The sequence below is a fragment of the Pseudomonas sp. GW821-FHT11G12 genome (assembly GCF_058808055.1).
Genome location: NZ_JBXARH010000004.1, coordinates 193165 through 217537, shown reverse-complemented (window position 1 = coordinate 217537; position 24373 = coordinate 193165). Strand labels below are relative to the sequence as shown.

Here is a 24373-nt window from a genome sequence, read left to right as displayed (position 1 = left end):
TGTCACCCACCGCGCAGGTTGTTCCTCGTCGTTGACCCTCAAATGGAAGTCGAGGTTTCAATTGATCACGCGGTTTGCAATCGACGATGCATTGGACAGGGCGACGGACGTCGTCAACGATTCTGTCATCTCCCCAGCTGCCTGCGCGGACCGCGCCGCGGTGTTCTTCGCCAGCCTTTCTCCCCCCGGTTTCCTGTGTGTGCCTGCGTGTGACGCGAGTCTGCACGCGCGCGCCGCGCCATCTTCCTGAATTCGAATGACCGAACCGGTACTTGCTGCCGGGGCCTGACTGGCGGGGCGCGTGCTGTCTCTGCCTGATCACAAAAATAATGCAGTCATGGACGGTAGCTTCCGATGCTCGACAACACTTCCTTGCGTGGGACGAATCCCGCGCAGCCCGACGTTTCATCCTCGATTCCGTTCGACACTGATCTGTGCGTGCACGGTCTGTTTGAAGCGCAGGTGCTGCGCAACCCCGAGGCCATTGCCGTACGCTGGCAGGAAGAGGCGCTCAGTTACCGCGATCTCAACACCCGCGCCAATCGCCTGGCCCATCACCTGTGCAGCCTCGGAGTCGGGCCGGATGTGCGGGTCGGGCTTTGTCTTGAGCGCTCGCTGGAGATGCTGGTGGGCGTGCTCGCGGTGCTCAAGGCCGGTGGCGCCTATGTGCCGCTGGATCCGGCGTATCCGACGGCGCGGCTGGCGCACATGCTGGCCGACAGCGCGCCGCCGGTGGTGCTGACCCAGAGCCAGGCGCGGCATGTCTTGTTGGCCGCGCTTGAACAATCGGCCACTGCACCGACGGTGCTCGACCTGGGCGATTCAACACATTGGGCTTCACAGTCACCTGACAATCCCGATCCCTACGCGACAGGCCTGACACCCCGGCACTTGGCCTACGTGATCTACACCTCGGGGTCGACCGGAACCCCGAAAGGCGTGATGGTCGAGCATCGCGGGCTGATCGCCGTGAGCGCTGCCTGGGCGCAACTTTATGCCTTGGGCGAGCCGGTCAATCACCTGCAAATGGCCGGTTTTTCCTTCGACGTGTTCAGCGCCGACCTGATTCGTGCGCTGGGGTTTGGCGGCACACTGGTGCTGTGCCCTCGGGACACCCTGATGGACCCGCCGGCCCTGTATCGCCTGATGCGGGAAGCGCAGATCGGTTTTGCCGACTTCGTGCCGGCGCTGCTCAATCCGCTGCTGGCGTGGGTCGAAGAGACCGGCCAGGACTTGTCATTCCTGCGCACCGTGGTCTGCGGCTCCGACATCTGGACTGCCCACAGCGCCCGGCAATTGCGCAGGCTGTGCGGTGAGCGGGTGCAGATCGTCCAGGCCTATGGCGTGACCGAAGCGAGCATCGACAGCACCTGTTTCGAGTTCACCGACGCCAGTCAGGTCGACACTGTGCTGCCCATCGGCCGGGCACTGCCCAATACCCGGATTTACCTGCTCGACGAACAAGGCTTGCCCGTTACCGAGGGTGTCGCGGGCGAGTTGCACATCGGTGGCGTCGGCGTGGCGCGGGGTTATCTGAACCTGCCGCAACTCACTGCCGAGCGTTTCATCGACAACCCGTTCGTGGCGGGCGAACGCCTGTACCGAACCGGGGATCTGGCGCGTTACCGCACGGACGGCCAACTGGAGTTCCTCGGCCGCAACGACTCCCAGGCCAAGTTGCGCGGCCTGCGCCTGGAGCTGGGAGAAATCGAAACCCGGCTGGCGGACATTGCGGGCGTGCGTGAAAGCGTGGTGCTGCTGCGTCAGGACGGCCTCGGTGAACCTCGACTGGTCGCTTATTACTGCGAAAAACCGGGCACAACGCTGAGCCCGCGCTCCCTGCGTGAACAGCTGCAAATCAGCCTGCCGGATTACATGGTGCCGACGGCATACGTGCGCCTGCATGCGCTGCCGCTGACCGCCAACGGCAAGGTTGATCGCCCCGGTTTGCCTGCGCCAGACGTCGAGGCATTCGATCAACAGAAATACCAGGCGCCACAAGGCTCTTTGGAAACAGCGCTCGCTGCGATCTGGGCCGAGGTGCTCGGCGTTGAGCGAGTGGGGCGTGAAGATCAGTTCTTTGCCCTCGGCGGTCACTCGCTGCTGGTGATGCGCGTGCTGGCGCAGATTCGTCATACGCTGGGGCTGGAAGTCGCGCCTTCGACGTTGTTTGCCGCACCCGTGCTGGCAGCGTTCGCCGAACGGCTGCAAGCCAGTCAGGCTGCGGCTCGTCCAGCCATTGCGGCCCTTTCACGGTCGGGCGCGCAAACGTTGTCGTCTGCTCAGCAGCGCCTGTGGTTTCTGGCACAAATGGAGGGTGGCAACGCGGCGTATCACATGCCGCTGAACCTGCGTTTGCGTGGTTCACTGGACGTGGCGGCACTCGAACGCAGCTTCAATCAACTGGTGGCACGCCATGACGCGCTGCGCACCACCTTCATCGCCGTTGAAGGGGAAGGGCGGCAGCAGGTTTCACCGCCCGCGCACAGCATTCGACTGACCGTAACCGATCTGCAAGGTCCCGATGCTCAGGAGCGTCTCACCCGGTTGATCGACGAGGAGGGCGCCAGACCATTCGACCTGAGCCGCGGACCGCTGATGCGCGTAAGCCTGGTTCGACTGGCAGCGGATGACCATGTGTTGCTGCTGACCCAGCACCACATCATCTCCGATGGCTGGTCGATGGGTGTGCTCACCCGGGAACTGGGGCAACTGTACGAAGCGGCGTTGCAGGATCGCGACGATCCGCTGCCGACATTGCCCGTGCAGTACGTGGATTACGCGGTGTGGCAGAAGCAATGGTTGACCGGCGAAGTGCTGGAACAGCAAAACCGCTATTGGCGCGAAACCCTGACCGGCGCGCCGGTGTTGCTGGAGTTGCCGGCGGATCACAAGCGTCCGCCCGTGCAGGATTATCTTGGTGGTTTTGTGCCGCTGGTCTTCGACGAAGCGTTGACCGCACGCCTGAAAGCCCTGGGCATGCAGCAAGGCACCACGCTGTTCATGAACTTGCTGGCCGGTTTTTCGCTGCTGCTGTCGCGCCTGTCGGGGCAGAGCGATGTGGTGATCGGCGTGCCGTCGGCCAACCGTCCGCAACAGGAGTTGGAGGGGGTGATCGGCTTCTTCGTCAACACCCTGGCCCTGCGCATGACCCGGTCTGGCACACCATCGGTGGCGCAATGGCTGCAACAGGCGCGGCGGGTCGCGCTGGGCGCTCAGGAGCATCAGGATTTGCCGTTCGAGCAAGTGGTGGAGTTGCTCAATCCGCCGCGCAGTCTGGCCCACAGTCCGCTGTTCCAGGTGCTGTTTGCCTGGGAGCAGGATCAGGATTCCGATCTGCTGCTGACCGGGCTTGAAGTCACGCCGGTCGAGAGCAGTCATCACGTGGCCAAGTTCGATCTGCAACTGGCGCTCCATGAGCGAGACGGACAGATTGTCGGCGGTCTGGAATACGCCTCTGGCCTGTTTGAACGCGGCACTGTCGAGCAGTTTGGCGAGTACCTGCGCCGGGTACTGACGCAGATGGTCGAGGACAGCGAGCAGTCGCTGGCGAGGATCAAGCTGTTGAGCGCCGAGCAACTCCAGCAGATTGTTCATGACTGGAACCGCACTGCACGCGATACGTCGTCACTGCCCGATTGCGTGGCGCGATTCGAGACCCAGGCCCGGCAACGTCCCGAAGCCGTGGCGCTGCTCGCCGAGCGCGAGCAACTGAGCTACCGCGAGTTGAATCGGGCGGCCAACCAACTTGCGCATTACCTGATCGAACAAGGTGTCGGCCCCGAGCATTGCGTCGGTTTGTGTCTGGAACGCTCGCCGCAAATGGTCATCGGCCTGTTGGCGATCCTCAAGGCCGGCGCGGCGTACGTGCCATTCGACCCGGCCTACCCGAGCGAGCGTCTGGCGTTCATGTTCAGCGACGCCGCGCCGACCTTGCTGTTGACGCAATCGAGCCTGATGGCCGGGCTGCCGGCCAACGAGACGAAGATCTGCTGCCTGGACACTGACGGATTGCAATGGGCACAACACCCAACTGATGATCCGCAGGTCAATGTGAACCCGGAACACCTGGGCTACGTGCTCTACACCTCCGGCTCCACCGGGCGCCCGAAAGGTGTGGCCCACAACCGTCGCGCGCTGGATAACCTGATCGCCTGGCAACTCGATCAAGCTGTGGCACCGCAGCGCGTGCTGCAATTCGCCTCGCTGAACTTCGACGTCTCTTTCCAGGAAATCTGCAGCACGCTCTGCCAGGGCGGCAGCCTGTTGCTGATGACCGAAGACAGCCGCAAGGACCTTGCCGCGTTGCGCCCGACCCTGGTGGCCGAAGGCGTGCAGCGGGCGTTCCTGCCATTCGCCGTGTTGCAGCAACTTGCCGGCCTGACCGAGGCCGATGCACCGATGCCGGCCGGCGGCTGCGAGATCATCACCGCCGGTGAAGCCCTGCAAATCAATGACGAGCTACGCGGTTTTGTCCGTGGACTGGGCGGCGCGCAGTTGCACAACCAGTACGGGCCGACCGAAACCCATGTGGTCAGCCAGTTCAGTCTCGACTGCAACGAGGTTGAATCCTGGCCGGACGCGCCGCCCATTGGCCGTCCCATCGCCAACGCGCGGCTGTACGTGCTGGACGAACACTTGAATCCGGTGCCGGTCGGCGTGGCGGGCGAGTTGTACATCGCTGGCGCCTGCCTTGCTCGGGGCTACCTCAATCGCCCGGACCTGACCGCCGAACGCTTCCTGCCGGACCCGTTCACTGACGAACCGGGCGCGCGGATGTACCGCAGCGGCGACCTCGCGAAATTCCAGGCCGACGGCAACGTGCAGTACCTGGGACGCATCGACCAACAGGTGAAACTGCGCGGCTTCCGCATCGAGCTCGGCGAGATCGACAGCCTGTTGCACCAGCAACCCGGCGTGCAGGAAGCCGCCGTGCTGTTGCGCGAAGACGTGGCCGGGGACAAGCGTCTGGTGGCCTATGTGGTCGGCTCCGCGACCAGTGAATTCTTGCGTGCCGAACTGCAAGGCCAACTGCCCGAACACATGATCCCGAGTGCCTGGGTCCGGCTTTCGCAATTGCCGCTGACCCGCAACGGCAAGCTCGACCGACAGGCGCTGCCGGCACCGGAGCGCAGTGCCGGAGCGACCTACGAGGCGCCGCGCAACGACATTGAACGGCAAATGGCCGAGATCTGGGCTGAAGTGCTCAAGTGCGAGCGGGTCGGCATCCACGACAACTTCTTCGACCTCGGCGGCCATTCGCTGCTGGCGACGCGGATGATCTACGCGATCAACCAGCGCATGGGCGCGCAGTTGTCCCTGAGCAGACTGTTTCAGACGCCGGTGTTGATGGATCTGGCGGCGCAGGTCTCGCGTGATGACCAGAGCATTGAACCCGCGTTTATCCAGATCGAGCCGGATCGCGGCAATCGACATGAACCATTCCCTCTGACCGATATCCAGCAAGCCTACTGGTTCGGCCGCGAGGCCACGGTCAGCCTCGGCGGCGTCAGCGCCCACGGCTACGAAGAACTGCGCATTCCCGAGTTCGACGTCGAGCGTTTCGAACAAGCACTGAATCGCATGATCCTGCGCCACGACATGCTGCGTGTGATCTTCCTCAGCGACGGCACGCAACAGGTGCTGGCGCAGGTGCCGACCTATCGCATGCCTCGCAGCGACCTGCGCGGTTTACCCGCCGAAGTGGCGCAACGCACCCTTGAAGCAACCCGCGAACGCCAGTCCCATCAGGTGCTGGATGCCAGTCGCTGGCCGCTGTTCGAGTTCAGCCTGTCGCTGCTCGACGACGGCATCACTCATTTGCACATCAGCCTCGACGCGTTGATTGTCGATGCCGCGAGCACGCAGATTCTGGCGCGCGAACTGATGGCGTTCTACGTCGAACCGACGTTGGAACTGGCGGAACCGGGCCTGACTTTCCGCGACTACGTACTGGCCGAACAGCAACTGCGCAACGGCCGCCGCTACGAGCAGGCGCTGGGCTACTGGCGCGAGCGGGTGACTACTCTGGCCCCGGCGCCAGACCTGCCGCTGGTGCGCCAACCCGAAAGCATTGCCAACCCGCACTTCACCCGCCGCGACCGCGACATGTCGGCCGCGCAGTGGAGTCGGCTCAAAGCCGTGGCCAAACAGTTTGCGGTGACGCCGTCAGTGATGCTGCTGACCGCCTTCAGCGAAGTGCTCGCGCTTTGGAGTCGCACCCCGCGTTTCACCCTGAGCCTGCCACTGTTCAACCGTATGCCGTTGCACCCGGATGTCGACGAAATCATCGGCGACTTCACCTCGCTGGTGCTGCTGGAAGTCGGCATCGACGGGACACAAACCTTTACCGACAAGGCCCGCGCCGTGCAGGCGCAGCTGTGGTGCGACATCGATCATTCGGTGGTCAGCGGTGTGCGTGTGCTGCGCGAATTGTCCCAGGCCCGGGGCGTACAGCAGACGGCGATGCCGATCGTGTTCAACAGCACGCTGTCGGAAGCAGCGCCGGAGCTGGCCGAATTCAACCTGGCCGACGCGCTGAATGCCAAACACATGCACAGCATCACCCAGACCCCGCAGGTGTGGCTCGACCACACGTTGCTGGAGCTGGAAGGACGCCTGTTGTTCAACTGGGACAGCATCGACGAACTGTTCCCGGAAGGGATGATCGAGCAGATGTTTGTCGCTTACAACGCGCTGCTCGACAGTCTGTGCGAGCCGGCGGCATGGGGCGCAAACACGCCACAGCTGTTGCCGCAGGTACGGTTGCCGGCACCGGTCGACATTCAGCAAACGCTGCCATTGATGCACGAACTGTTCGAACGTCAGGCCCTCGCCACACCGGATGCACTGGCGGTGATCGGTGCGCGACAGCTGACCTACGCTCAACTGCGCAACGAGGCCCGGCAACTCGGCGCCCGCCTGCAAGCGCAGGGCGTGCTGCCGAACCGGTTGGTCGCGGTGGTGATGGAGCGCGGCTGGGAACAAGTGGTGGCGACCCTGGCGATTCTGTATGCCGGCGGCGCTTACCTGCCCATCGAACCGAGTCAGCCAGCAGAGCGGCTGCGGCATATTCTGGAAAGGGCCGAGGCGAGTCTGGCCCTGACCCAACCGGCGCTGCTCGACAAAATCGAATGGCCGGCGCAAGTCACGACCATTGCGGTGACCGATGCAGTCTCAAACGACGCATTGCCACTGCAACCGGTGCAGGTGAACGAAAGCGACCTCGCTTACGTGATCTACACCTCGGGCTCCACCGGTCAGCCGAAAGGCGTGGTGATCGACCATCGCGGTGCGGTCAACACCTTGCTCGACATCAACCGGCGTTTTGCCGTTGGCCCGAATGATCGCGTGCTGGCGATCTCCTCGCTGAGCTTCGATCTGTCGGTCTATGACTTCTTCGGCACGCTGGCCGTGGGCGCGGCAGTGGTCATCCTCGACCCGCAACTGACCCTTGATCCGGCGCACTGGCTCGAATTGATCAAGCGTCATCAGGTCAGCCTGTGGAACTCGGTGCCGGCACTGCTCGGCATGCTGGTCGAGTACGTGGAGGGCGAGGGCGGCGCGTTGCCTGCCAGCTTGCGGGTGGCGATGCTGTCCGGTGACTGGATTCCCCTGACCTTGCCCGAGCGGGCTTGGACCTTGCAGTCGGATTTGCAACTGATCAGCCTGGGCGGCGCCACCGAAGCGTCGATCTGGTCGATCTGCTATCCGGTGCAACACGTCGACCCGGCGTGGCGCAGCATTCCCTACGGCAAGGCTCTCGATCACCAGCGCTTCTACGTGCTGGATGAAGCATTGCAAGTCCGCCCGACCTGGGTCGCGGGACAGCTGTACATTGGCGGTATCGGTCTGGCCAAGGGTTACTGGCGCGATGAAAAGCTCAGCGCCGGCAGCTTCTTCGAGCATCCACTTACCGGCGAACGGCTGTATCGCACCGGCGACCTGGGGCGCTTGCTACCGGACGGCAACATTGAATTCCTCGGTCGCGAAGACAATCAGGTCAAGGTCCAGGGCTATCGCATCGAGCTGGGCGAGATCGAAGCCGCGCTCAATCGCCATCCCGGCGTGCAGAGCGCGGTGGTGCGGATTCTTGGCAGCACGCTGGGCGAGAAACGTCTGGCGGGTTATGTGCTCAAGGCCGACCCGGCGTTGCAGGCCAGTGACTTCACCGACTACCTGACGGACAAGCTGCCGGCGTACATGATTCCGACGTCGTTCACCTTCGTCGAAGCCTGGCCGTTGTCGTCCAACGGCAAGGTCGACAAGAAGCGTCTGCCGGAACCTGAGCAAATCGAGGAACAAGGGCCGGCGCTGGAAGTCGAGGGCCCGCAGGAACAGCGGTTGGTGGAAATTGTGCAAGGCGTGCTCAAGCGCGAATCCATTGCCGCCAATGCCAACCTGCTGAACCTCGGCGCGACCTCGATCGATATCGTCAGGATCAGCAACGCCTTGTCCGGCGCCCTGCAGTTCCGCCCGCACGTGGCGCAACTGCTGGCCCAGCCGACGTTGCTGCATCTGCTTGGCATGTACCGCCAGAACCGGGCGCGGCAGGATCTGCTCGGCAACGTTCAGCAGGCCCCGGAGCCCGTGCAGGACATCATCGAAGATCCACAACAGCGGGCGCAGTTCAAAGCCGAGCAACGCGGTCGCCGTGACTTCGCTCAAACCTTGCCGGAGGTGGCATTGGACTTGCCGCAAGACCCGGCCTTCGCCCGGCGTTTGAGCGATTACCGCTCGGTGCGCCTGTTCGGCGCGCAGCCGATTGCGACTCAAGCGTTCGCGCATTTGTTGGCGGCACTGGCGCAGGGGCAGCTCGACGGTGAGGTGAAATACCAGTTCCCGTCGGCGGGCGGGTTGTACCCGATTCAGGCCTACCTCTACGTCAAACCGGATCGCGTGCTCGGCGTGCCCGGTGGCGCGTATTACTACGATCCTCGCCAGCATCGCTTGCTGGCGCTCCAGAGCGGATTGCTCGACCCGGACACCTACGACTACTTCGTCAATCGCCCGGTGTACGAGAACGCCGCGTTCTCGCTGTTTTTCATCGCCGACATGGCGGCGATTCGTCCGCTGTATGGCGAGCGCAGCCGCGACTTCTGCCACATCGAAAGCGGTGCGATGGCGCAACTGCTGAGCATGACCGCCGTCGAGCATGGCCTGGGTCTTTGCGGAATAGGCTCGGTCGAGGAGCAGCAACTGACGGCGCTGTTCGACCTCGGGCCAAGTCATGAATTGATCTACTCGATGATCGGCGGCCTGCGCACGGCCGATGAGCAGCACCGCGCGCCGGTCGAGGCATTTGCCATCGAACCTGTGACCGAAAGCCTGGACGACGAAGACATGGAGGAGTTCGAAGTATGAATGCCGATCAATTGCTGGCGCTGTTCGCTCGCCATGGCGTGGTACTCGAGGTGGACGGTGACAGGCTGCGTTGCAAGGCGCCTCGCGGGTTTCTCACCGAAGAGCTGACCCAGGCGCTCAAGCTCCACAAGCAGGAACTGATTACCTTGCTGGGGGGCGGTGATGACGCAGTGATTCCCCGCCGAGCCGCTGCACACGCGTCCTGGCCGTTGTCGTTCTCGCAACGGCAGCTATGGTTTCTCGATCAACTGGAACCCGGAAATCCGTTCTACAACGTGCCCACGGCGGTAACTCTTAAAGGACGGCTGGACGTGGCGCTGCTGGAGCGGGCGCTGAACGAACTGGTTGCCCGCCACGAAGTCCTGCGTACGACGTTTTGCAGTGTGGATGGCGAACCGCGTCAGGTGGTGCACCCATCGATGCCGCTGTCGTTGTTGGTGACGGATCTGCGCCAGTTGTCAGTCAGCGAGCGTGAAGAAAAGGTCCGCATCGCCGTCGATCAGGACGCACGGGCGCCGTTCAACCTGGCCACTGGGCCGTTGCTGCGCGCGTCGTTAGTGCGCGTGGCCGACGACGAATACCTGTGGCTGTACAGCGTGCATCACATCATCGCCGACGGTTGGTCGATGGGGGTGATCCTGCATGAGGTCGCCACGCTGTACGGTGATTATCTGCGTGGCGATACACCGACTCTTGCGCCGTTGCCGGTGCAATACGCCGATTACGCCTGCTGGCAGCAACAGCGCGTGGGCGGTGCCGTGCTGGACGCCCAGCTCGATTACTGGCGTCGTACACTGGACGACGCACCGCTGTTGTCGACCATGCCCGCCGACCGGCCGCGACCGTTGGTGCAGCGTTACGTCGGCGCCACGTTCAGTTCCTCCGTCGATGGCGGCACCTTGCGCGAACTCACGGCGCTGGCCCGGCAAACACAGGGCACGCTGTTCAACGTGCTGCTGGGCGCGTTGGCGGTGTTGCTGTGGCGCCACAGCGGTCAGCAGGATCTGTGCATCGGTACGCCGTTCGCCAACCGCAATCGTCCGGAAATCGAGCCGCTGATCGGCCATTTTGTCAACACGCTGGTGCTGCGTCAGCGCCTCAATCCGCAGCAGACCTTCGCCGAATTGCTGCGCGACGTGCGTGGCCAGATGCTCGATGTTCACGCCCACCAGGACGTGCCGTTCGACCGTGTGGTCGAAGCCGTCAACCCGCCGCGTGATCCCGGTCATTCGCCGTTGTTCCAGGTGATGCTGGTACTGCAGAACACCCCCGGCAGCGGCGTGCAGATGTCCGGCCTGCAACTGGCGCCGTACAGCACCAGCAGCGCCACGGCCAAGTTTGACCTGGCGTTTGAATGGGTCGAGCGGGAAGGGCGGCTGGACTTGTTGGTGGAATACAACACCGACCTCTATGACATCGCGACCATCGAACGCCTGAGCGGGCACTACCGTCATCTGCTCGAACAGATCGCCGCCGACGCCAAGCAACCGATCAACGCCTTGCCGTTGATGAACGAGGCTGAGCGTCAGCAGGTGCTGGTCGACTTCAATCGCACCGCGCCACTGACGCAAGCGGCGCCCTGCGTGCACCAACTGGTCGAAGCGCAGGCCGCGAGTAACCCTCAGGCCTGCGCGGTGGTCTTCGAGGGCGAATCCCTGAGCTACGCCGAGCTCAATGCCCGGGCCAACCAACTGGCGCGGCACTTGCGCACGTTGGGTGTCGGCCCGGATGTGCGCGTGGCGGTGTGCATCGAGCGTTCAATCGAGTTGCCGGTGGCGCTGTTGGCGGTGCTCAAGGCCGGAGGCGCCTATGTGCCGCTGGATCCGGATTATCCGCTGGGGCGCTTGAGTCATATGCTCGGCGACAGCACACCGGCGGTGTTGCTGACACTCGGCTCGGCGCACGGGATATTGCGTAAGGCACTGCAAGGTTCGACCTGGGAAGCGCCGATTCTCGACCTCGAAAAAGATGCCGCGAGCTGGGCGTCCTTGCCTGCCGACAATCTCGATCCGCGCCATGTCGGCGTCACCCCTGATCATCTCGCCTACGTGATCTACACCTCGGGCACCACCGGTTTGCCCAAGGGCGCGATGGTCGCTCACCGTGGCCTGAGCAATCTGCTGCTGTGGTGTTTGCAGGTCTGCGGCGAAGCGGGGGCGATGCTGCACAAGATCCCGTTCGGTTTCGATGCCTCGGCCTGGGAGACGTTCTGGCCGCTGGCAACCGGTGGGCGACTGGTGATTGCACGGCCCGGCGGACATTACGAACCGGCCTATCTGGCCCGCGAGGTGCGAGAGCAGCGGGTCACGGCGTTGGTGTTCGTGCCGGCGATGTTGCAGCTGTTTCTGGAAGTCGAAGAAGTCAGCCTGTGTGCTTCGCTGACCGATGTGTTCAGCGGCGGCGGTGAACTCCCGCCAGCACTGGCCCGGCGTTTTCAGGAGCGCCTGCCCCATGCTCGGTTGCACAACGTCTACGGCCCGACCGAAACCACGGTGATCAACAGCGTCTGGACCCTGGAGCCCGGCGCCGAGGTGCCGGCCCGGCAACTGCCGATCGGCCGGCCGATTTCCAACAACCGTTTTTACGTACTCGATGACCGCGATGAGCCGGTGCCGGTGGGTGTCACGGGGCAGTTGCACATTGGCGGCGTCGGCGTCGCTCGGGGTTATCTGGGGCTGACGCAGCTCAGTGCCGAGCGCTTTATCGACAATCCGTTTGTGGCGGGCGATCGCCTCTATCGCAGCGGCGATCTGGCGCGCTATCGCCCGGACGGCCAACTGGAATTTCTCGGTCGCAACGACTTCCAGGTCAAGTTGCGCGGCGTGCGTCTGGAACTGGGCGAGATCGAAACCCGGCTCGAAGCGTTTCCCGGCATCCGCAGCGCCGTGGTGCTGATGGTCGGCGAAGCGGCGCAGGATCAGCGACTGGTGGCTTGTTGCGTTGTTTCCGAATCGATGGATGAAGCGGCGGTTCAGGCTTATCTGGCGACGACGCTTCCTCGTGCGGTGGTCCCCGGCAGTTATCTGTGGCTCGACGCCTTGCCGCTGACCGCCAATGGCAAGGTCGACCGTGCCGCACTGACTGCGTTGGCGGATGAAGAAATGGTCAATCGTCAGGTCAACCTGAGCAGCCCGCGCGATCACATCGAGCTGACGCTGTACCAGATCTGGAAACGCCTGCTGCTGGTGCCGCAGATCGGCATTCGCGACAACTTCTTCAATGTCGGCGGCACCTCCATCGCCGCGATCAAGATGGCCCATGAAATCAGCCAGGTGTTCGCGGTTGAAATGCCGGTGCGCGTGGTGCTCAGCTACCCGACCATCGAAGCATTGGGCGGTTGGCTGCGGGTCGGGGCCAACCCGGCGGTTGCGCAGGGCAATCTGATCGAGTTCCGTCGAGGCTCGGGTCAGAGCAACGTGGTGTGCATTCACCCAGCGGGCGGTACGGCGTTCTGTTACCTGTCGCTGGCCAAGGTGTTGCCGGATGAGGCCGGCGTATACGGCGTGCAATCGCCGGGGCTGAATCCGGGGGAGAGTACCGAGCCGACAGTCGAAGCAATGGCCGAGGCCTATCTGCGGCTGATCGAACCGCTGACCGCGCAACCGCTGATCCTCACCGGATTGTCGTTCGGTGGTCTGGTGGCCTATGAAATGGCGCGGCTGTTGACGGCGGCGGGGCATCGTCAGGTGACCGTGGTGCTGCTCGATACCCAGGGCAGCGACGATCCGGGTTTCCGCGAGCAGATCGGCACCGTGGACATGGCCGAGTTCCGCGACAAACTGGTGCGCTTCAATGGCATGTACCCCGGCATCGAAGACGCGCAAGTCGAGCGCTATTTCCACATTTACAACCACAACCGTCTGGCCATGGCCGCCTATGAATGTGCGCCGCAAGCCCGGCGTGTGGTGCTGATTCAGGCCCGAGAAGATTTCAGCCGCCATCAGTTGCATGAACTGCGCGGCTTCTGGCGGCGTCGCGCGGGAAGCGGCTATCTGGCGAAACTGGTCAGCGGCGGGCACTGGGACATGCTCGAAAGTGCGGAAATCCATCGGGTCTCGCAAATCATCCGTCGGGAGCTGCAACGCTTCGACGCGCAGGAGGCGAAATGATGAACGCGTCCAATGACCTGACGTTGCTTGCGCGTTTCGCCGAGCAAGTGCGGTGTAATCCGCAAGCTCCGGCGGTGACCGATCAATTGGTCACGCTCACTTACGCCGAACTGGCCAGCGCCAGCGAGCGCATCGCCCGAGGGTTGCTGGCGCGCGGCGTCGAGCCCGGCCAGTCGCTGGCGTTGTGCATGCCGCGTTCATGGCAATGGCTGACGGCGATTATCGGCGCGTTGAAGGTCGGCGCGGTGGTCGTGCCGCTGGATCGAGCCAGTCCGCTCAAACGCCGGGAGTTGATGCTGGCGGATGCGGCGTGTGTCGGCCTGATTACCCAGGATGAGGAATCGCTGTGGTCGCCTTCACTGTGGCAAACCAGCGTCGAGGCCTTGCTCGATCAACCGGACGTCCCGCCGCAAGCGCTGGCTGAAGACTTTGCCGAGGTGATGTTCCTGTTCTACACCTCGGGCACCACCGGCACGCCGAAAGCGGTCGAGGTCGGCGAGCACGGCTTGCTGCGCCTGACGCACACCGACGGCTATATCGAAATTCGTCCGACGGACCGCTTCGCCTGTCTGTCCAACCCGGCGTTCGACGCTTGCAGTTTCGAACTGTGGGCACCGCTGCTTAACGGCGGTTGCTGCGTGATGATCGCCGACGAGGACGTGCTGGATGCACGCCGGCTGGCCGAGGTGCTGGAGCGGACGCGGGTCGACAACCTGTTCATGACGGTGTCGCTGTTCAACACCTTGATCGCCGAGTGGCCGTCGTGTTTTTCCAGCGTGCGGCAGGTGCTGATTGGCGGCGAGCAGATCAGCGCCGCTGCCGTGCGTGCGTGGTACCGCGCCAACCCTGAGAGCCAGTGCCGGATTCACAACGTCTATGGCCCCACCGAATGCACCACGTTTGCCCTGTGCTGGCCGATCAGCCGTGACTTTACCGGCGACTCGGTGCCCATTGGCCGACCACTGCCGGACACCGGCGTGCGGGTGCTGGATGAGCAGCAACGGCCGGTGCCGGCGGGAGAGGTGGGCGAACTGTATTTGAGTGGCAGCGGCGTCGCCCGTGGCTACCGCAATCGCCCTGAAGAAACGGCCCGTCAGTTCGTCCGATTGCCCGACCTCGACGGTGGCGCACACGTCCATTACCGCACTGGCGATCTGGTGCGGTGCAATGCCGAAGGCTTGATCGAGTGTCTGGGACGGGTCGACCGTCAGGTGAAAGTTCGCGGCTTCCGGATCGAACCGGGGGAGGTGGAGCAGCGGATGCTGGAGCATCCGGGCGTGGCGCAGGTGTATGTCTGCACTCGGCGTCAGGCGGCTGAAGATCATCAGATGCTGGCGTTTATCGTGTCGCGCGGGGAGCTGGACTATCACGCCTTCGAAACCCACTTGCGAGCGCAACTGGCGCCGTATATGCGGCCGCATCAGTTGTTCCTGCTGGAGCGCCTGCCGCTGACGGCCAATGGCAAGATCGATCGTGATGGCTTGCTGAGCCAACCGCTGAATCCGTGGCATCCAGTTTTGGCGGCGATGGACAACGACAACGCTTCGCCGGCGTTGGACTGGTTGCTGGGTCAGGCCCGTTCGCTGCTCGGTCAACCGAGCCTGAGCGCACAGGATGACTGGCTGGGCAGTGGCGGCGATTCGCTCAAGGCCATGCGCTTGCGCTCGGCGATTCGTAGCCATTGGCAGCGCGAGCTCACCATCGACACGTTGCTCATCGAGCCTTTTTCGTCATTGGCCGAACGACTGACGGGTGAGCGGAATTACGATTCGATCTACCCACCTGCGCCTCCGATCAGTAGCGCCAAACGCCTGCCGGCCACCGCCGAACAGCGCCGCTTGTGGCTGTTGCAGCAACGTACGCCAACCTCGACCGCTTACAGCGTGCCGCTGATTTTGCATCTGGCGGCAGGTATCGATCTACCAGCGCTGGCCGAGGCCGTGGGACGTCTGGTGCTGCGCCATCCCGGATTGCGCACGGCGTTCGTGCCCGGTGCCGATGGCCTGGATCAGGTGATCGCGGAGCAAGGCCCGGCCTGCCGAACCTTCGCCGTCGGGCATTTCACCGAAGACAACTGGCAAGCCTTTGCGGAACTGGTGTTCGGCACGCCGTTCGACCTGACCACGCCGAACCTGTGTCAGGCGTGGCTGTTGCCGTTTGCCGATGGCAGCTGCCGGCTGTTGCTGAACCTGCATCACATCATCGTCGATGGCTGGTCGGTGAACCTGTTGTTCGACGACCTGACGCAGCTCTACAACGACGCTGTGCAGGGTTGCGAAAGCCCTGAGCCGTCAGCACGTCTGACGACGCTGGAGTTTGGCCAGTGGCAGCGCCAGTGGAGCATCGATCCGCATTATCGCGACCAGCGTCGCGCACTGGCCGAGTTGCATCGTCGGCAGGAAGAACCGTCGCCCGCACTGATGCCTATGCGCGAAATCAGCCCGGACGCCCGGTTGCATCGAGAACCCTTGGGCGCCGTGCGCAGCGCCGCCCTCGAGCGCTTTTGCACGCAACAGCGACTGACCCGTTTCGAAGTGCTGTTCAGTGTCTTCGCCTGGAGCCTGTACGCCTTGACCGGGTGCGAGCGGCCACGGATCGCCAGCCCGGTGTCCAACCGGCCGCTGGCCGAGTTTGAAGACAGCGTCGGCATGTTTGCCAACACCGTGCTGATCCCCACCGCCGTAAACCACGCACTGACCCTGGGCGAGCAGTTGCGCCAGCAGACCGCTAGCGTGCGTGAGGTGCTGGCATTGCAGGACGTGGCGCTGGCAGATCTGGTGGAAGACCTGCGGCTTTCATCGAATACCGCACTGTTCGATTTCATGTTCGTGCTGGAAAACACCGATTACGCCGCATTGGCCGACTCTAACCTGCGCGCCACCCTTGAGTTCAACGAACAACTGCACGCCAAGTGCCCGCTGACCTTGTTGATGGTGGGCAGCGGTTCGCAGCTGGAGTGCTGGTGGGAATATCAGTGCAGCTATTTCGATGCAGAACAGGTGAGCACGCTGAAAGCATTGTTCCGCCGTGGTCTGGACCTGTTGCTGGAAAGCCCGGCGGCCACGCTCGACAGTCTGCTCGGTCCTTATCGACACGGTCTGGCCCCGGCCAGTGAAGGGCCGAAGGGCGAGCTGCCATTCAACACCCTTGCGGACTGGTTCGAGCATCAGGTGCATTGCACGCCGGATGCGGTTGCGTTGGTTAAAGGTCAGCGCCGCCTCACCTATGGCGAGCTGAATGGACTGGCCGACGTTCTGGCTGCTGACTTGGTCGAGCGTCATCCGTTGCCGACCGGGAATGCTCCGTTGCATGTCGTGCTGTTTCTCGACGCGTCGGTGGAGCACATCGTCGCCTTGCTGGCTCTGGCCAAACTCAACCTGACCGCCGTGCCGCTTGATCCAGCTTACCCGGTGGCGATCCAGCGTCAGGTGCTGGAGCAGGCGCAGCCGCATTGTCTGTTGTTCAGCGACGCGACCGAAGCGGCGCTGGATGAGCTGAACGCGGGACGGTTCGCCGTGCACCGGGTCGATCTGCACGCCGATGCCGGATCGTTCGAGCGTCCACGTCATGCCGGTGAACGACCGCTTTACACGCTGTTCACCTCCGGCTCCACCGGCACACCGAAAGGTGTGCAAGTGTCGGAACGCACCCTGTGCAACCTGCTGCAATGGCAGCGCACGGAAGGGCAGTTGCCGGCGAAAGCGGTGATCTTGCAGTTCTCCATGCTGTCGTTCGATGTGTCGTTCCAGGAGATTTTCAGCACCCTGTGCGGGGGCGGCTGCTATCACCTGATCACGCCGCGCTGGCGTCAGGATGCCGAGGCGTTGCTGGGTTACATGGTCGAGGCGCGGATCGAACGGTTGTTCCTGCCTTACGTGGCCTTGCAGCATCTGGCACAAACCGCCGTGGCCCGGGGCATTTATCCGTCGGCGTTGCGTGAGGTGATCACGGCTGGCGAGCAACTGCTCTGCACGGACGCGCTGCGCAATTGGTTCGGCGGCATGCCGCAAGCTTCGTTGTTCAATCACTATGGCCCGACCGAAACCCACGTGGTCAGCGCGTTGCGTTTGCCAGCCGTGGCGCGGGACTGGCCGCTGCGGGCACCGATTGGCCATGCCGTTGGGAATGCCCGGTTGCTGTTGGTCGATGAACACGACCGCCCGGTGCCGAACGGCTGCCGTGGGTACCTGCTGGTGGCGGGGCCGATGGTTGAGCGTTGTTATCTGGCAGATCCTGCGTTGAATGCGGCGCGGTTCGTCGAGTTGGCTGAGGGCTGCTTGTTCTACCGCACCGGCGATCTGGCATGGGCCGACGCTCAGGGCTGCTTACATTATCTCGGACGCGACGATCAGCAGATCAAACTCAGCGGCCATCGTCTGGAGTTGGGGCAGATCGAAGCGGCGCTGATGCAGGTGTCGGACGTGGTCAACGCGGTGGTGGCGGTTCAGACCGATCCACCACGCTTGATCGCGTGGCTGCAACTCGATGGCGAGCCCGCGACGTCTCAACAGCTGGATCGTCAGGTGGCGCACCGACTGCCATCCCATGTGCGAATAGATGAATATCGGCGGATCGACATCTGGCCACGCACCCCCAGCGGCAAGATTGACCGCAAGGCTTTGCCGAATTTAGGTGCGGCTTTGGAGCGGCGCAGCACACCACAACCGGTTGTTCAATTGACCGCACTGGAGCGGCAACTGAGCGAGCTGTTCCAGACAGTCATCGGCCGTGACATCGAACCGGAGCAAACCTTCTTCGAGGCCGGCGCCACCAGCCTCGGCCTGATGCGTCTGCATGCGCGTTACACCCAGGAACTGCCGCACAAGGTGACGATGGCCGACCTGTTCGAACACGTCACGATACGGCGTCTGGCGGCGCATCTGTCGACCGCGCCAGTGGCGGCGGTAGAGCGCGTACGACAAGCCGATGCAAGCCATCAACCGATGGCGATCATCGGCATGTCGGTCAATGTGGCCGGGGCACAGAACCTGTCCGAGTTCTGGGCGATGGTGCAGGGTAACGAGCTGGGCATCGAGCACTTTGCCGCGGAAGAAGGCCTGATCGGCGCCCGCAGCCAACTGGCCGGCATGCTCGATTTCGATCCCGAATATTTCGGCATCAGCCGCCAGGAAGCGCGCCTGATGGACCCGCAACAGCGGCATCTGCTGATGGGCTGTGTGCAGGCTCTGCAACACGCGGCCATCGTTCCGTCGGCGGATGGCCCGCGCATCGGCCTGATCGCCAGTTGCGGCGAAACCACGTACTTCCAGCAGATGCTGCGCGACACCGCGGAAGGCGATCTGCCGGACGGCTTCCAGATGGCGCTGCATCACGACAAGGACTTTCTGGCGACCAAAGCCGCGTATCACCTGGACCTCAACGGCCCGGCCCTGAGCGTGCAGGCGGCGTGCGGCAGCTCGCTGATCGCCGTGCACCTGGCCAGTTCGATGCTGCGCCAGGGCGACAGTGATGTGATGCTGGCGGCCGGGGTGTTGATCGACCCGACCCTGAGCGATGGTTACCGTCATCGCTCGCAGCACATCTTTTCCGCCGATGGCCTGTGCCGACCATTCAGCGACGACGCCAGCGGGACCATCGGCGCCAGTGGTTATGGCGTGGTGGTGCTCAAGCCATTGGCCAGGGCGCGGGCGGATGGCGACCGGATCTACGCGTTGCTCGAAGGCACTGCACTGAACAACGATGGCCGGGCCAAGATGAGTTACACCGCGCCGTCGGTGGCCGGGCAGAGCGCGGTCATCAGCGACGCCTTGAGTCGCGCCGGATTGACCGGTGCCGACATCGGCTACATCGAAGCCCACGGTACCGGCACCTTGCTGGGCGATCCGATCGAAGTCGCGGCGTTGACCAAGGCCTTCGGCGATGCGCCGGCCGGTCAATGCGCGTTGGCCTCGGTGAAGAGCCAGATCGGACATCTGGGGGCGGCGGCGGGGGTGGTCGGTCTGATTCGCGCAAGCCTCGCGGTGTTCCATGGCGTGCTGCCGCCGAATCTCGGGTTCGGCCGGATCAATCCGCAGATCGATCTTGAGCATTCGCCGTTCTACGTGCCGACCGCGTCAAAGCCATGGCCAGAAGGGCGGCGGCGTCTGGCCGGTGTCAGCAGTTTCGGGATCGGTGGCACCAACGCCCATGCGATTGTCGGCGCCGCACCCAAGGCGCAGGAAGTGACCGAAGAAAACTCGCCACTCCTGATGATCTCGGCCCACAGTCGAGCGGAATTGCTGCGCGATATCGCGGCGATCCGCGAGCACATGCAAGCGCATCCGGAGCAGCAGACCGCGTTGCTGCGCCACTTGCAGTCAGGTCGCCGGCAACTGCGCTGGCGCTTTGCGATGGTCTGCCGGCCGGGTGACGAAATTCCTTTGCTGCCGACAACGATCAAGGAAATCACCGCGTCGGGTGTACAGATGATCGCCCGTGATCATTCAGCGCAGGCATTGCTGGAGGCGTGGTACGAAGGCGCAACTATCCAGTGGCCGCAGCGCTCGGCGCCACCGCCGTGGGATTTGCCGCCAGCGTCGTTCGATCTTCAGACTTATCGGTTTCAACCCGCTGCCGAAATCGTTGCCCCTGTTTCGGCAGGCATCGAGCGGCAACCGCTGGCGCAGTGGTTTCATCAGCGGCAGTGGGTTCGTGTACAGCGCCTGAGCGTGAAGGCATCTGATGCCAAACGAGAAACGTTGATCCTTTGCAGCCATGAAGCACCTGGCGCGGCATTGCTGGAACATCTGCGAGCGGTTTATCGACGTGTGATTCAGGTACGTGCCGGCAATGGCTTCAAGCAACTCGGTGCGGATCGCTTTGAGCTGGACCCTCTGGACACCGAAGCCTTGAGCCGTTTGCTCACCGAGGTCACAGAATCTGTAACCGGAGAACTCGACTGGCTGCACACCTTGCCGCTGGCGGTGTCAGGCGCAGTCAACGAGCAATCTCTGGATCTGGCGCAGTGGGCCTGTCTGGACACGGTCAGCGCACTGATGCAGGCCTGGGGGCAAATCGCACGCACGACACGTCTGCGCCTGTGGCTGATGTCGTGGCAGGCGTGTCCGGTGGACGGCGAGGTTCGGCGTCCCGAATTGGCGGCACTGGCCGGGATCACCGAAGTGGTGCCGCAGGAATACCCGGTGCGTTGCCACTGGCTGGACTGGCCGTCGCCGCACCTTGATACGCAGGCCGGGGAATTGGCGGCGTTGCTTGTCGATCCGGCCGCGTTGCCTCGGCGAATGGCGGTGCGTGACGGTTACCTGTGGCAGCCACGATTGATCGCTCATCCATTGCCGAGCCCGGCAACGACCTCCAGTTTATTGCCGAAAGACGGCACGTTTCTGGTGCTGGGGGGAACTGGCGGGATCGGTCGGACCCTGTGTGAACACCTGCTGCAAGCGCCAGGGCGGCGTGTGGTGTTGCTCTCGCGTCAGGGACAGTTGCCTGCAAATCTCGCGACTTATGCGCCGAGAATCGACAGCCTTCAGGCGGACATCGCTGACCTGTCGAGTTGGCCGCAGGTACTCGATCAACTGGCCCGGCGCTACGGCCAACTGTCCGGGGTGATACATGCGGCAGGTGTCGGCGCGGGCAGTCTGATTCGCCACCGTGATGCCCGGCAGATGGCTGAGGCGATGGCCGCCAAGACCCGCGGCATGCTGGCGGTCGAAAGCCTGATCGAACAGCTTTCGCCGGGTTTTGTCCTGTACTGCTCGTCGATGTCGGCATTGTTCGGCGGCGCGGGGCACCTGGACTATTCAGCGGCCAGTGGTGTGCTCGACGGCTTCACTCATTACCGGGCGGATTCGGCCAGTACTTGCCTGCGCCTGGGGATCAACTGGGACATCTGGCGCGACATCGGCATGGCCACGACCAGCAATGGCGGGGACGCTGCGCACCAGGAACATCTGACGGTCGGCTTGTCGGCCGAAGAGGGTTGTCGGGTATTCGATCTGGCGATGGCGGCGCAGTTGCCACAGCTGCTGGTTTCCACCACCGGCATCGACACGGCGCGGCGCTTCTATCCGGTTCGCCACGGCGCCGTTGCCGCGGCGGTTGCAGTGCCGAAAGGCGTGGATCTTTCCGTGCGCTTGCGTGAGTGCCTTTGCAAATGGCTCGGCGTGACGAATCTGGAGGACGATGATTCGCTGTACGACCTGGGCGCGGATTCGCTGACCTTGCTGGACCTGATCGACGAACTGCAAGCGGCCACCGGTGAGGTGTTCCAGCTGTCGCAGTTCAGTCACAAGGTCAGCCTGAGCGAGGTGTTGGGTCTGGTGACAGCCTGCTCGGTCGAGGCACCAACTGCCACGCAGGGCAGTTGGAGCGGCGCGGTGCGGATCGATCAGTGGCATGCCGGCGCCGGGCGCGAGTGGCTGTATCTGATTCACCCGGTGGGCGGTGATGTTCAGGCCTACCGGGAACTGGTTTCGGCGCTGCCTGCGGATCTTGGGGTGTGCGTGATTGCGGACCCTGCGTTGCGTCTGCCGGCGCTACCGAACATCAGCATCGTCGAACGCGCCCGGTTGTATTTGGAGGCAATCAAGGCCCACAGCCCGGCCGGCTGTGCCTGGCGCCTGGCGGGTTGGTCGTTCGGTGCCTGGGTGGCGCAGGCGCTGTGTCAGCAAGCCCAGTCTGACGGCTTCAGGCAACCGCTGCTGTACCTGATCGATCCACCCGCGCCGGATGCCGGTGCGGAACTGGCCGGCATCGACGAGCGGACCATCGAACAGGTGTTCCAGCGTGAGTTCGCCCAGCGCTGGCCTGACGTTGAAGGGCAGGCGATGTCCGAGGAACGTCAGGCTTATCTGCAACGGCTGACAGTGTGCTGTCGCAACAATATGACCAGCATGGTCGACTTCCAGCCACCCGCGTTGGCCGCCACACCGGTTCGGATGTTCATCGCCGGGCACGCCAACCCTTATGGGCTGGGCGACGCCTGGAGCATGGATGACCTGCAACGCAACTGGCAGGCATTGCTGCCGCAATTGCGCAGTTGGCAACGGCTGGACACCGATCACTACGGCATCGTGGCGGGTCGCTGGGCGCGGATGCTGGCCGAGGTGATTGGCACGGAGGGGCCGTCGATATGAATGAGCCGATTTCAATGCCTCGGTGGTTGCCGACCTTGGCGCAGGTGCTGTGCGAAGAGCAGCCCGATGTCTTGCTTCAAAGGATTTACAGGGTCGATGAACCGCAGTCGCTTCGGCGGGTTCATGGTTGGCAAGCCGACGTGGTGCTGCCGATGCTCTGCGAGGCCTTGCCGGAGCATCGGCCAGTGCTGCTCGCCTTGCAAAGCTTGCATCAACGGGCGGCGCTCGGCTTGTCCGGGCGTCAGGGCGAATGGCGGGCCATGCTCAAACCGGTGTTGCTGGCGCTGTATCGACGGGCCTATGCCTACGACGCGGCGTACGCCCAGGCCCATGCCAGTGCGATGACATACGGTCTCGCGCCGAGCAACACCGCCATGATCGCCGAGCACTTCGGCGATGCCGAGGCGTTCGCGGTGTATTACGCGCAACTGAATACCGAAGCCAGTGCCACCGCGTTTGCCCAGGCCCATGCGAGTGCCAATGTGGAAGTTTCGGCCAAAGCATTCGCGACTGACGATGCTGACGCGTACGCACAGGTGTGCGCGGCGTCGGCGCGGGTGTACGTCTGGGCCTGTGCGCAGACCGACGAGCAGCGGCGTGTGCTGTTCAGCCACCTCGCAGAAGGGCTGGTCCGGCACCTGGCCCCGCTTCAATCCCGTTCAACAGGAGAGCGACATGAATGACGCACAGCTGCAATTCGATGTGGTGATCAATGCCCAAGGTCAGTATTCCCTGTGGCCGGCGGGCAAGCCTATGGCCAGCGGCTGGAGTGCAGCCGGGATGCGTGGCGAACGCCAGGTCTGCCTGGATTACATCAATCAACACTGGATCGACATGCGACCACGGTCGCTGCGCGAGACCCTGTCGCCGTCGTCGGCGTCGTTCCAATAAAAAAGGTGAGGGAACATGGATCAGTTGGCACTCAAGGCAATCGAGCGCATCGCGGCAGAAAAGCGCGCACCGTATCAGCGCATCACGGTCGACCGGATCACGCCGATCATCGGTGCCGAAATCGGCGGCGTCGATCTTTCGCAACCGCTGAGCGACGATCAACTCGCGGAAATCCGCCGGGCCTTTCTGGAGAACCACGTGCTGGTGTTCCGCGATCAGCATCTGACGGTCGAGGAACACAAGGCGTTTGGCCGGCTGTTCGGCGAACTGCGGGCCTTGCCGGTGGAAGACATCGACGGCGATGACCCGGAACTGGTGGTGATCCGCGCCAATGCGCAATCGCGCTATGTGGCCGGCGAAACCTGGCACACCGACGGCACGGCCGACCTGGCGCCGTCCATGGGTTCGATGTTGTACGTCAAGGAAACCCCGGCCATCGGCACGGGCGGCGATACGTTGTTCGCCAACATGCACCTGGCGATCGAAATGCTCTCGCCGACGATGCAGCAGTTTCTCGGCGAATTGACCGCGATTCACGACGGCGCAATTCCGTGGAAGGGCTATGAGGCGCCGGCCAACCTGCCAAAAACCGAACACCCGGTGGTGGTTCGTCACCCGGAAACCGGGCGCAAGTCGCTGTTCGTCAATTCCGGTTTCACATCGCACATCGTGCAGTTGTCCGGTGGCGAAAGTCAGGTGCTGTTGAACATGCTGTTCGACCTGGTGGCTCGGGAACCGTCTCTCAGCTGTCGCGTACGCTGGGCGCCGAACACGCTGGTGTTCTGGGACAACCGCTGCACCCAGCACCACGCGATCTGGGATTATTTCCCGCATTCGCGTTATGGCGAGCGGGTGACGATCCTCGGGACGCAGCCCAAGGCTTGATGGTGCTGAAAAAACCTGTGGGAGCCACTT

6 protein-coding genes are annotated in these 24373 nt (G+C 63.3%); all 6 read left to right on the top strand.

Annotation, left to right across the window (positions count from 1 at the left end; translation table 11 throughout):
* The first annotated feature begins 354 nt into the window (after nt 1-354).
* From AC1RR7_RS15145 to AC1RR7_RS15120, 6 genes are read left to right on the top strand one after another with little or no spacing between them, the layout of a single operon-like run.
* Complete coding sequence (locus tag AC1RR7_RS15145; protein ID WP_493157894.1) at nt 355-9363, top strand: non-ribosomal peptide synthetase; 9009 nt, start codon at nt 355-357, stop codon at nt 9361-9363.
* Nucleotides 9360-13472, top strand: a complete 4113-nt coding sequence (locus tag AC1RR7_RS15140) for a non-ribosomal peptide synthetase (RefSeq protein WP_493157893.1) — start codon at nt 9360-9362, stop codon at nt 13470-13472. Before AC1RR7_RS15145 ends, AC1RR7_RS15140 begins: the two co-directional genes overlap by 4 nt.
* Nucleotides 13469-22567, top strand: a complete 9099-nt coding sequence (locus AC1RR7_RS15135) for a hybrid non-ribosomal peptide synthetase/type I polyketide synthase (RefSeq protein ID WP_493157892.1) — start codon at nt 13469-13471, stop codon at nt 22565-22567. The genes AC1RR7_RS15140 and AC1RR7_RS15135 overlap by 4 nt, the downstream gene beginning before the upstream one ends.
* 14 nt (nt 22568-22581) lie before the next feature.
* A complete protein-coding gene (locus tag AC1RR7_RS15130; RefSeq protein WP_493157891.1) occupies nt 22582-23250 on the top strand; it encodes a hypothetical protein in 669 nt (222 codons plus the stop codon).
* Complete coding sequence (locus AC1RR7_RS15125; RefSeq protein WP_096820614.1) at nt 23243-23458, top strand: MbtH family protein; 216 nt, start codon at nt 23243-23245, stop codon at nt 23456-23458. Before AC1RR7_RS15130 ends, AC1RR7_RS15125 begins: the two co-directional genes overlap by 8 nt.
* A gap of 15 nt (nt 23459-23473) precedes the next feature.
* Nucleotides 23474-24343, top strand: a complete 870-nt coding sequence (locus tag AC1RR7_RS15120; RefSeq protein WP_102622148.1) for a TauD/TfdA dioxygenase family protein — start codon at nt 23474-23476, stop codon at nt 24341-24343.
* The last annotated feature ends 30 nt before the right edge of the window (nt 24344-24373 follow it).

Coding starts and splice junctions, on each gene's coding strand:
- AC1RR7_RS15145 (WP_493157894.1), top strand. CDS start 355: ATGCTCGACAACACTTCCTTGCGTGGGACGAATCCCGCGCAGCCCGAC.
- AC1RR7_RS15140 (WP_493157893.1), top strand. CDS start 9,360: ATGAATGCCGATCAATTGCTGGCGCTGTTCGCTCGCCATGGCGTGGTA.
- AC1RR7_RS15135 (WP_493157892.1), top strand. CDS start 13,469: ATGATGAACGCGTCCAATGACCTGACGTTGCTTGCGCGTTTCGCCGAG.
- AC1RR7_RS15130 (WP_493157891.1), top strand. CDS start 22,582: ATGCCTCGGTGGTTGCCGACCTTGGCGCAGGTGCTGTGCGAAGAGCAG.
- AC1RR7_RS15125 (WP_096820614.1), top strand. CDS start 23,243: ATGAATGACGCACAGCTGCAATTCGATGTGGTGATCAATGCCCAAGGT.
- AC1RR7_RS15120 (WP_102622148.1), top strand. CDS start 23,474: ATGGATCAGTTGGCACTCAAGGCAATCGAGCGCATCGCGGCAGAAAAG.